Source organism: Enterobacter cloacae complex sp. XAL002, from assembly GCF_049236805.1.
Lineage (GTDB): Bacteria > Pseudomonadota > Gammaproteobacteria > Enterobacterales > Enterobacteriaceae > Enterobacter > Enterobacter intestinihominis.
Map to the genome: position 1 here is coordinate 1 of NZ_JBMKJN010000001.1, position 11,479 is coordinate 11,479.

7 protein-coding genes are annotated in these 11,479 nt (G+C 55.3%); 2 read left to right on the forward strand and 5 right to left on the reverse strand.

Annotation, left to right across the window (positions count from 1 at the left end):
* Window positions 1-82: 82 nt before the first annotated feature.
* From yfaE to ubiG, 4 genes are all read right to left on the reverse strand, one after another.
* The gene (yfaE, locus tag ACOT0L_RS00005) at window positions 83-337 is read right to left on the reverse strand and encodes a class I ribonucleotide reductase maintenance protein YfaE (protein WP_003859419.1); all 255 of its coding nucleotides are present in this window, start codon (window positions 335-337) and stop codon (window positions 83-85) included.
* Window positions 337-1,467, reverse strand: a complete 1,131-nt coding sequence (gene nrdB, locus ACOT0L_RS00010; RefSeq protein WP_022648802.1) for a class Ia ribonucleoside-diphosphate reductase subunit beta — start codon at window positions 1,465-1,467, stop codon at window positions 337-339. The genes yfaE and nrdB overlap by 1 nt, the downstream gene beginning before the upstream one ends.
* Before the next feature lie 108 nt (window positions 1,468-1,575).
* Window positions 1,576-3,861: a class 1a ribonucleoside-diphosphate reductase subunit alpha gene (gene nrdA / locus ACOT0L_RS00015; protein ID WP_023300610.1), complete on the reverse strand. Its 2,286-nt coding sequence runs from the start codon at window positions 3,859-3,861 to the stop codon at window positions 1,576-1,578.
* Between the two features lie 349 nt (window positions 3,862-4,210).
* On the reverse strand, window positions 4,211-4,939 hold the full coding sequence (gene ubiG / locus ACOT0L_RS00020) for a bifunctional 2-polyprenyl-6-hydroxyphenol methylase/3-demethylubiquinol 3-O-methyltransferase UbiG (protein WP_006811346.1): 729 nt from the start codon (window positions 4,937-4,939) through the stop codon (window positions 4,211-4,213).
* A 146-nt stretch (window positions 4,940-5,085) separates the two neighbouring features.
* On the opposite strand from ubiG, the gene gyrA reads away from it, so the two are divergent.
* Complete coding sequence (gyrA, locus tag ACOT0L_RS00025; RefSeq protein ID WP_023300608.1) at window positions 5,086-7,722, forward strand: DNA topoisomerase (ATP-hydrolyzing) subunit A; 2,637 nt, start codon at window positions 5,086-5,088, stop codon at window positions 7,720-7,722.
* A 134-nt stretch (window positions 7,723-7,856) separates the two neighbouring features.
* Window positions 7,857-10,703, forward strand: coding sequence for a two-component system sensor histidine kinase RcsC (rcsC, locus tag ACOT0L_RS00030; RefSeq protein ID WP_023300607.1), 2,847 nt, complete (start codon window positions 7,857-7,859; stop codon window positions 10,701-10,703).
* 111 nt (window positions 10,704-10,814) lie between these two features.
* Here rcsC and rcsB read toward each other — a convergent pair whose 3' ends face one another.
* Entirely contained in the window at window positions 10,815-11,465 is a 651-nt protein-coding gene (gene rcsB / locus ACOT0L_RS00035; RefSeq protein ID WP_003859405.1) for a response regulator transcription factor RcsB, read from the reverse strand.
* Window positions 11,466-11,479: the final 14 nt, after the last annotated feature.

An 11,479-nucleotide genomic window follows, 5' to 3' on the forward strand; every position in this document is an offset into this window, starting at 1 on the left:
CGGAGGGGCGAGGGGATTGCTCAGTGCTCGCATTAATTTGTGGGGAACCCTCAGCCCACCGGGAGAGGGGATAAGGACAACATCACATCTCGATCTCTATATCGCCTTTTGCCCGGCAGCAGCAGGGCAAAATTTCCCCTTCACTGATAAAGGCCAGCGGTTCGGTCAGCCAGTCTACCTGGCCTGCGACCAGACGGCAGCGGCAGGAGCCGCAGTAGCCTTCACGACACTGGTACTCGACTTCTACCTGATGTGCTTCAAGCGCCACCAGCAGAGAAGGGTGCTCTTCCTGGCACAACACCTCTGTACCCGAAAGGCTCAGCGTTACGCGGCTCATCAGAGCTGGAAATCGCTCAGGTCGTCGGTGTTGACTTCAGAATCAATCTGACCGACCAGGTAAGAACTCACTTCCACTTCCTGCGGCGCGACCTGCACGTTATCGGACACCAGCCAGGTGTTGATCCACGGGATTGGGTTAGAGCGCGTCTGGAACGGCAGGTCGAGACCGACGGCCTGCATGCGGATGTTGGTGATGTACTCAACGTACTGGCACAGAATGTCTTTGTTCAGGCCAATCATGGAGCCGTCGCGGAACAGGTAGTCTGCCCACTCTTTCTCCTGCTGGGCCGCCAGCACGAACAGGTCGTAGCATTCCTGTTTGCACTCTTCCGCAATTTCCGCCATCTCCGGATCGTCTGCACCGCTGCGCAGCAGGTTCAGCATGTGCTGAGTGCCGGTCAAGTGCAGGGCTTCGTCACGGGCAATCAGACGGATAATTTTGGCGTTGCCTTCCATCAGTTTGCGCTCGGCAAACGCGAAGGAGCAGGCGAAGCTCACGTAGAAGCGGATCGCTTCCAGGGCGTTGACGCTCATCAGGCACAGATAGAGCTGTTTTTTCAGGGTCCGCAGGTTTACGGTGACGGTTTTACCGTTCACGTTGTGCGTACCTTCGCCCAGCAGATGCCAGTAGCTGGTCATCTCGATCAGTTCGTCATAGTAGTGCGCAATGCCTTCGGCGCGCTTCTGGATCTGTTCGTTGGTGACGATATCATCAAACACCACCGCCGGATCGTTAACGATGTTGCGGATGATGTGGGTGTAAGAGCGGGAGTGGATCGTCTCGGAGAACGCCCAGGTCTCAACCCAGGTTTCCAGCTCAGGAATCGAGATCAGCGGCAGCAGCGCCACGTTCGGACTACGACCCTGAATGGAGTCCAGCAGCGTCTGGTATTTCAGGTTGCTGAGGAAGATGTGCTTTTCGTGTTCCGGCAGCGCCTGGAAATCGATACGGTCGCGGGAAACGTCAACTTCTTCCGGACGCCAGAAGAAAGAGAGTTGCTTTTCAATCAGCTTTTCGAAGATGTCATATTTTTGCTGATCGTAGCGTGCCACGTTGACCGGCTGGCCGAAGAACATCGGCTCTTTGAGCTGGTCGTTTTTCGTCTGTGAAAAGGTGGTATATGCCATTGCGGTGAGTCCTGTGGTGTTATTTCCCCTCACCCCGGCCCTCTCCCACAGGGAGAGGGGGAAAGAGTTCCCTCTCCCTGTGGGAGAGGGTTAGGGTGAGGGAATTTATTAGATCTTACATGCGCCGCTTTCGCAGCCATCGTCCTGAATTGACGGCGCCAGGTCGTCCTGCGCGTCTTCCGCACCATCACGGGTGTTGTGATAGTACAGCGTTTTCACGCCAAATTTGTAGGCGGTGAGCAGGTCTTTCAGCAGTTGCTGCATCGGAACCTTGCCTGACGGGAAGCGCGTCGGGTCGTAGTTGGTATTGGCAGAGATCGACTGGTCGATAAACTTCTGCATGATACCCACCAGTTGCAGGTAGCCATCGTTGTTTGGCATTTCCCACAGCAGCTCGTAGTTGTTGCCCAGCGTTTCGTAATCCGGTACCACCTGACGCAGCACGCCGTCTTTCGACGCTTTGATGCTGACGTGGCCGCGCGGTGGCTCAATACCGTTGGTGGCGTTGGAGATCTGCGAAGAGGTCTCGGACGGCATCAGGGCAGAGAGCGTGGAGTTACGCAGGCCGTGAGTTTTAATGGACTCGCGCAGGCCTTCCCAGTCGAGGTGCAGCGGCTCGCTGACGATCGCATCCAGGTCTTTTTTGTAGGTGTCGATCGGCAGAATGCCTTTCGCGTAGGTGGTTTCATTGAACCACGGGCACGCGCCTTGCTCTTTCGCCAGCTCGTTGGAGGCTTTCATCAGGTAGTACTGAATGGCTTCGAACGTCTGGTGCGTCAGATTGTTGGCGCTGCCGTCGGAGTAACGCTTGCCGTTTTTCGCCAGCCAGTAGGCGAAGTTGATCACGCCGATACCTAAAGTGCGACGGCCCATTGCGCCGCGTTTTGCCGCCGGGATTGGGTAATCCTGGTAGTCCAGCAGGGCGTCGAGCGCACGAACCGCCAGCACGGCCAGCTCTTCCAGCTCGTCCAGGCTCTTAATCGCACCCAGGTTGAACGCAGAGAGCGTACACAGGGCGATTTCACCATTTTCATCGTTCACATCGTCCAGCGGTTTGGTCGGCAGGGCGATCTCCAGGCACAGGTTGGACTGGCGCACTGGCGCAACCACCGGATCGAACGGGCTGTGGGTGTTGCAGTGGTCAACGTTCTGGATGTAGATACGGCCGGTAGAGGCACGTTCCTGCATCATCAGGGAGAACAGATCGACCGCCTTCACGCGCTGCTTGCGGATGCTGTCGTCTTTTTCGTATTTGGTGTACAGACGCTCGAATTCGTCCTGATCGGCGAAGAACGCGTCGTACAGACCCGGGACGTCGGATGGACTGAACAGGGTGATATCTTCACCTTTCAGCAGGCGGGTGTACATCAGCTTGTTGATCTGCACGCCGTAGTCCATGTGACGCACGCGGTTGCCTTCCACGCCGCGGTTGTTCTTCAGAACCAGCAGGCTTTCCACTTCCAGGTGCCACATTGGGTAGAACAGGGTGGCAGCGCCACCGCGCACGCCGCCCTGAGAGCAGGATTTTACTGCCGTCTGGAAGTGCTTGTAGAACGGGATACAGCCGGTGTGGAACGCTTCACCGCCGCGGATCGGGCTGCCCAGCGCACGGATACGACCAGCGTTGATGCCGATACCAGCACGCTGGGAGACGTATTTTACGATGGCGCTGGAGGTCGCGTTGATGGAATCCAGGCTGTCACCACACTCGATCAGTACGCAGGAGCTGAACTGACGGGTAGGGGTACGCACGCCAGACATGATTGGCGTAGGCAGAGAAATCTTGAACGTAGAGACCGCATCGTAGAAACGCTTCACGTAGTCCAGACGGGTTTCACGTGGATAATTAGAGAACAGGCAGGCGGCCACCAGAATATAGAGGAACTGGGCGCTCTCGTAGATTTCGCCCGTCACACGGTTCTGAACCAGGTATTTGCCTTCGAGCTGCTTCACCGCCGCGTAGGAGAAGTTCATGTCGCGCCAGTGATCGATAAACCCGTTCATCTGCTCGAACTCTTCTTCCGTATAGTCTTCCAGCAGATGCGTGTCGTATTTGCCCAGCTCAACCATTTTCACTACGTGATCGTAAAGCTTCGGCGGCTCGAACTGGCCGTAGGCTTTCTTACGCAGGTGGAAAATCGCCAGACGCGCAGCGAGGTACTGATAATCCGGTGCGTCGCGGGAGATCAGATCTGCCGCTGCTTTGATAATGGTTTCGTGGATATCAGACGTTTTGATGCCGTCGTAGAACTGAATGTGAGAACGCAGTTCGACCTGGGATATAGATACGTTGTTCAGTCCTTCTGCTGCCCAGTCGAGAACTCGATGGATTTTGTCCAGATTGATACGCTCGGTAGTACCGTCGCGCTTTGTCACCAGCAGACTCTGATTCATGTGGGTTTTTACCTGTCCGTGAAATAAAAAAATATCCCCCGTTTATCCACAGAACCGTCTTGTGACTAACTCTGTGGATAAATACTACATATAGGGGTTTTGCGATAAGAAGAACGCTATATGGTGAGTATTCTAGTATCGAATCTTTTCAGCACAAGGGTTGATTTTGACGTTAAATTGAGGTTGTGAAAGGGTAAAAAAGGCTAAGTCCTCGTACCGTAAGGCCTGGAAGAGATGTCAATATTCCAGAAAAAAAATTCAAAATTTGATCGAGTGCTGATTTCTTCAACGGGAGGTTAGAATTGCGCAACATGATGTCGCGCAATCTTTATAAGAATAACGAATGACGTTAGTCGTTTTTGGCGGTTGTGTGCAACATATAGTTAACATCCACGCCCGGGGCAAGTTTGAATTTATCCGTCAGAGGATTGTAGTGCAGACCCGTCATGTGCTGCTCCTTAAGCCATGTCTGGTCAACCCAGCCCAGCAGTTCGGCAGGCTTGATGAACTTCTTCACGTCGTGCGTCCCTTTCGGCACCATGCGCAGCACATATTCCGCGCCTACCACGGCCATCAGCCAGGCTTTGCCGTTGCGGTTGATGGTCGAGAAGAAGACCTGTCCACCCGGTTTCACCAGTTTTGCACAGGCGCTGACGACCGACTGTGGATCGGGAACGTGCTCCAGCATCTCCATGCAGGTCACCACGTCATACTGGTGCGCATGTTTAGCCGCGTGCTCTTCCACGGTTTCCTGGACATATTCTACCTGTACGCCGGACTCCAGCGCATGAAGACGCGCAACCTGTAGAGGTTCGAAGCCCATGTCCAGACCGGTGACGGTGGCCCCTTCGCGCGCCATGCTTTCCGCCAGGATGCCGCCGCCGCAGCCGACGTCGAGCACTTTCTTACCGAACAGACCGCCGGAACGCTCCGCGATATAGCCCAGACGTAGCGGGTTAATACGATGCAGAGGTTTGAACTCACCTTCGAGATCCCACCAGCGGGACGCCACCGCTTCAAATTTGGCAATCTCTTCGTGGTCAACGTTGTGAGCCACCGGGGATTTTTCGGCATTCATGGGCGCTTTTACTCCTTATTTAGCAAGACAAATGAGTATATCAGGCAATCCCTGTGAATAAAGCGTATAGGTTTACCTGTATCACCGCGGCTGTGTTATAATTTGCGACCTTTGAATCCGGGATACAGTAGAGGGATAGCGGTTAGATGAGCGACCTTGCGAGAGAAATTACACCGGTTAACATCGAGGAAGAGCTGAAAAGCTCCTATCTGGACTATGCGATGTCGGTCATTGTTGGCCGTGCGCTGCCGGACGTCCGCGATGGCCTTAAGCCGGTACACCGTCGCGTACTATACGCCATGAACGTATTGGGCAATGACTGGAATAAAGCCTACAAAAAATCTGCCCGTGTCGTTGGTGACGTAATCGGTAAATACCATCCCCATGGTGATTCCGCGGTGTACGACACCATTGTCCGTATGGCGCAGCCTTTCTCGCTGCGTTACATGCTGGTAGATGGTCAGGGTAACTTTGGTTCTATCGACGGCGACTCCGCCGCGGCAATGCGTTATACGGAAATCCGTCTGGCGAAGATTGCCCATGAGCTGATGGCTGACCTGGAAAAAGAGACGGTTGATTTCGTTGATAACTACGACGGCACGGAAAAAATTCCTGACGTTATGCCAACGAAGATCCCAAACCTGCTGGTGAACGGTTCGTCCGGTATCGCAGTGGGTATGGCAACCAACATTCCGCCGCACAACATCACGGAAGTGATTAACGGCTGCCTGGCCTACATCGACGATGAAGACATCAGCATTGAAGGGCTGATGGAACACATCCCGGGCCCGGACTTCCCGACGGCGGCAATCATCAACGGCCGTCGCGGTATTGAAGAAGCGTACCGTACCGGTCGCGGCAAGATTTACATCCGTGCCCGCGCCGAAGTGGAAGCGGACGCCAAAACCGGCCGTGAAACCATTATTGTTCACGAGATCCCGTATCAGGTGAACAAGGCGCGTCTGATTGAAAAAATCGCCGAGCTGGTAAAAGAAAAACGCGTTGAAGGCATCAGCGCGCTGCGCGACGAGTCTGACAAAGACGGTATGCGCATCGTGATTGAAATCAAGCGCGACGCGGTGGGTGAAGTTGTGCTGAACAACCTTTACTCCCAGACTCAGCTTCAGGTCTCCTTCGGTATCAACATGGTTGCGCTGCACCATGGCCAGCCGAAGATCATGAACCTGAAAGAGATCCTGAGCGCGTTTGTGCGTCACCGCCGTGAAGTGGTGACTCGCCGTACCATCTTTGAACTGCGCAAAGCGCGCGATCGTGCCCATATCCTTGAAGCACTGGCCGTTGCGCTGGCGAACATCGACCCGATCATCGAGCTGATCCGCCGTGCGCCGACGCCGGCAGAAGCGAAGGCGTCGCTGGTTGCGCGTCCATGGGATCTGGGCAACGTGGCGGCGATGCTGGAACGTGCCGGCGATGATGCCGCGCGTCCTGAGTGGCTGGAGCCGGAATTCGGCGTGCGTGACGGTCAGTACTACCTGACTGAACAGCAGGCCCAGGCGATTCTGGATCTGCGTTTGCAGAAACTGACCGGCCTTGAGCATGAAAAACTGCTCGACGAGTACAAAGAGCTGCTGGAGCAGATTGCCGAGCTGCTGCATATCCTGGGTAGCGCAGAGCGCCTGATGGAAGTGATCCGTGAAGAGCTGGAGCTGGTTCGCGATCAGTTCGGCGACGAGCGTCGCACCGAAATCACGGCCAACAGCTCCGATATCAACATTGAAGATCTGATCAACCGCGAAGACGTGGTCGTGACGCTGTCTCACCAGGGTTACGTGAAGTATCAGCCGTTGACCGACTACGAAGCACAGCGTCGTGGCGGTAAAGGCAAATCTGCGGCGCGTATTAAAGAAGAAGACTTCATTGACCGTCTGCTGGTGGCCAACACCCACGACACGATCCTCTGCTTCTCCAGCCGGGGCCGTCTGTACTGGATGAAAGTCTATCAGCTGCCGGAAGCGAGCCGTGGCGCGCGGGGTCGACCTATCGTTAACCTGCTGCCGCTGGAAGCGAACGAACGTATCACCGCCATTCTGCCGGTACGCGAGTACGAAGAGGGCGTGAACGTCTTTATGGCAACCGCGAGCGGTACCGTGAAGAAAACCGCGCTGACCGAATTCAGCCGTCCACGTTCCGCCGGGATCATCGCGGTGAACCTGAACGAAGGCGACGAGCTGATCGGCGTGGATCTGACCTCTGGTTCTGATGAAGTGATGTTGTTCTCTGCGGCCGGTAAAGTGGTGCGCTTTAAAGAGAACGCCGTGCGCGCAATGGGTCGTACGGCGACCGGCGTGCGTGGTATCAAGCTGGCGGGTGAAGACAGCGTGGTTTCCCTGATCGTTCCGCGTGGCGAAGGCGCAATCCTGACCGTCACCCAGAACGGCTACGGTAAACGTACGGCGGAAAGCGAATACCCGACCAAGTCTCGTGGCACGCAGGGCGTTATCTCCATCAAAGTGACCGAGCGCAACGGTTCCGTTGTTGGCGCGGTACAGGTGGACGACGCGGACCAGATCATGATGATCACCGATGCCGGTACGCTGGTGCGTACCCGCGTGTCAGAGATCAGCGTGGTGGGTCGTAACACCCAGGGCGTTATCCTCATCCGTACTGCGGAAGATGAAAACGTCGTCGGTCTGCAACGCGTTGCTGAGCCGGTGGATGACGAAGAGCTCGACTCTATCGACGGCAGCGTCGCGGAAGGGGATGATGAAATCGTCCCGGAAGCGGACACCGATGATGAAGCAGCGGATGACGCTGACGAGTAACGTCTCCTGACGCATAAAGGGCCGGTTTCCGGCCCTTTTGTTTTGCGCAAGCAGACAAGTGAACGTTGCGACAAGCCGCGTTTACCGCTACCTTAACCACATTCTTTTTTCCCCGATGGCGGAGCCTCGCCCCTTTGAAATACCTCGTCTCCTTTCGTACCACGTTAAAAGTCTCTCGCTATCTGTTTCGGGCGCTTGCGCTACTGCTATGGTTGCTGGTGGCACTGCTCTCGGTGTTTTACATCGTTAACGCGTTACACCAGAAAGAAGCGGAGATCCGCCAGGAGTTTAACTTAAGCTCGGATCAGGCCCAGCGCTATATCCAGCGCACGTCTGACGTGATGAAAGAGCTTAAGTATATCGCTGAGAATCGACTGACGGCGGAGAACGGCATTCTTGCCCTCCGCGGTCGGGATGAAAAAACCGAAGTACCTGATTTCGAACCGCTCTTCCCGGACTCCGATTGTTCCGCGATGGGCAAAGCCTGGCGTGGCTCACTGGAGTCCCTGTCATGGTTTATGCGCTACTGGCGCGATAATTTTTCGGCCGCTTACGATCTAAACCGCGTCTACCTGATTGGCAACGAAAATCTTTGCATGGCGGACTTCGGTCTGCGAGATATGCCCGTCGAACGCGAAGACGCGCTGAAAAGCCTGCATGAGCGCATAGTGAAATACCGCAATGCGCCTCAGGAAGAGCGCGGGAACAACATCTTCTGGATAAGCCAGGGGCCGCGCATGGGCGTCGGCTATTTCTATGCCCTGACTCCGGTTTACCTCGGAAACCGCCTGCAAGCGCTGCTGGGGATTGAACAAACCATCCGCATGGAAAACTTCTTCACGCCGGGCAGTCTGCCGATGGGCGTGACCATTCTGGATGAGAACGGCCACCCACTCATCTCCCTTACCGGGCCTGAAAACCGCCTGAAAGTGGAGCCCAGCTGGATGCAGGAGCGGTCATGGTTTGGCTATACCTCCGGGTTCCGTGAGCTGGTGCTGAAGAAAAGTTTGCCGCCATCATCGCTGAGCATTGTCTATTCGCTGCCGGTGGACAAGGTGCTGGAGCGCATTCGCATCCTGATCCTTAACGCCATTTTGTTGAACATCGCGGTAGGCGTCGCGCTGTTTATGCTGGCGAGAATGTATGAGCGGCGGATCTTTATTCCGGCGGAAGCGGATGCTCAGCGTCTGGAGGAGCACGAGCAGTTTAACCGTAAGATTGTCGCCTCGGCGCCGGTAGGGATCTGTATCCTGCGTACTCAGGACGGGACAAATATCCTCAGTAACGAGCTTGCCCATAACTACCTGAACATGCTCACGCATGAAGACCGCCAGCGGTTAACGCAGATCATCTGTGGGCAACAGGTTAACTTTGTAGATGTGCTGACCAGCACCCACACCAACCTGCAAATCAGCTTCGTCCATTCGCGCTACCGCAATGAAAACGTGGCGATTTGCGTGCTGGTGGACGTCTCCGCGCGCGTTAAGATGGAAGAGTCATTGCAGGATATGGCGCAGGCGGCGGAGCAGGCCAGCCAGTCGAAATCGATGTTCCTCGCGACCGTCAGCCATGAGCTGCGTACGCCGCTGTACGGCATTATCGGTAACCTCGATCTTCTCCAGACCAAAGAGCTGCCGAAAGGGGTCGACCGCCTGGTGACGGCGATGAACAACTCGTCCAGCCTGCTGCTGAAAATTATCAGCGATATTCTCGACTTCTCTAAAATTGAATCCGAGCAGTTGAAAATAGAACCGCGTGAGTTCTCCCCGCGCGAGGTGATGAACCATATCAGCGCCAACTATCTGCCGCTGGTGGTGCGCAAACAGCTGGGGCTGTACTGCTTTATCGAGCCGGATGTGCCGCTGACGCTGCATGGCGATCCGATGCGTCTGCAACAGGTCATCTCGAACCTGCTAAGCAACGCCATCAAATTCACCGATATCGGCTGTATTGTGCTGCATGTCTGCCGGGCAGGGGAGTACCTGACTATTCGCGTACGCGACACGGGTGTTGGCATTCCGGCGAAAGAGGTCGTTCGCCTGTTCGATCCGTTCTTCCAGGTGGGGACGGGCGTCCAGCGTAATTTCCAGGGGACCGGGCTGGGTCTGGCGATTTGCGAGAAGCTTATCAGCATGATGGACGGGGATATCTCCGTCGATACCGAGCCGGGTATGGGCAGCCAGTTCACCATCCGTATCCCGCTCTACTCGGCACACTATCCGGTGAAAACCACGGTCGACGGGCTGAGCGAAAAGCACTGCTGGCTGGCGGTGCACAACGCCTCCTTACATGATTTCCTGACCTCGATGCTGACCAGCAGCGGCGTGCGGGTCTCACGCTATGAAGGCCAGACGCCGGACGCAGATGACATGCTGATTACTGACGTTGAGCCAGACAAGGCGTGGGCGGGGCGGGGCGTGGTGATGTTCTGCCGCCGTCATATCGGTATTCCGATTGAGCGTTCGCCCGGGGTATGGGTGCACAGTGTGGCGACACCGCACGAAATGTTGGGCTTGCTGGCGCGTATTTACAGCGTACAGCTTGAGGACAGCGATGGCGCTACCGTGCTGGCTTCCCCTGATGAGCTGGCATCGGTGAATGACGATATGATGATTCTGGTCGTCGACGATCATCCGATTAACCGTCGTCTGCTCGCAGACCAGCTTGGCTCTCTGGGCTATCAGTGTAAAACGGCCAATGATGGCGTGGATGCCCTGAATGTCTTAAGTAAGAATCATATTGATATTGTGCTCAGTGATGTGAACATGCCTAACATGGACGGCTATCGTCTGACGCAGCGTATCCGACAGCTGGGGCTGACGCTGCCGGTGGTGGGGGTGACAGCCAACGCACTGGCGGAGGAGAAGCAGCGCTGTCTGGAGTCGGGAATGGACAGCTGTCTGTCGAAGCCGGTCACACTGGATGTACTGAAGCAGACGCTATCCGTGTATGCGGAGCGGGTGCGAAAAGCAAGACAATAAAAAAGGCCCGAAAGGGCCTTTTTTATGTGTCCGACGGCACTGCGCTTGCGCGGGCCTACGGGGTCTTTAGACCGGGTAACCGCGAGGGTCACCCGGCGTAGACAGCGACGATCAATCTTTGTCCGTTGCGCTCAGCGTCACGGAAGAGAGATAGTTCAGCAGGGCGATATCGTTATCCACACCCAGCTTCATCATCGCGGATTTTTTCTGGCTACTGATGGTTTTGATACTGCGGTTCAGTTTCTTGGCGATTTCAGTAACCAGGAAACCTTCAGCGAACAGACGCAGAACTTCACTCTCTTTAGGCGAGAGACGCTTGTCGCCATAGCCACCCGCGCTGATTTTTTCAAGCAGGCGTGAGACGCTCTCAGGCGTGAATTTCTTCCCTTTCTGTAGCGCCGCCAGCGCTTTAGGCAGATCGGTAGGTGCGCCTTGTTTCAGCACAATCCCTTCAATATCAAGATCCAGAACGGCGCTCAGGATCGCCGGGTTATTGTTCATGGTCAGAACAATGATCGAAATGTCCGGGAAGTGGCGTTTAATGTATTTGATGAGCGTAATCCCATCACCGTATTTATCCCCAGGCATGGAGAGATCGGTAATGAGCACGTGCGCATCAAGTTTAGGCAGGTTGTTAATAAGGGCTGTGGAATCTTCAAATTCACCGACTACATTCACCCACTCGATCTGTTCAAGTGATTTGCGAATACCGAACAGTACAATCGGATGGTCATCGGCAATAATTACGTTCATATTGTTCATGTATAAGGCTACCT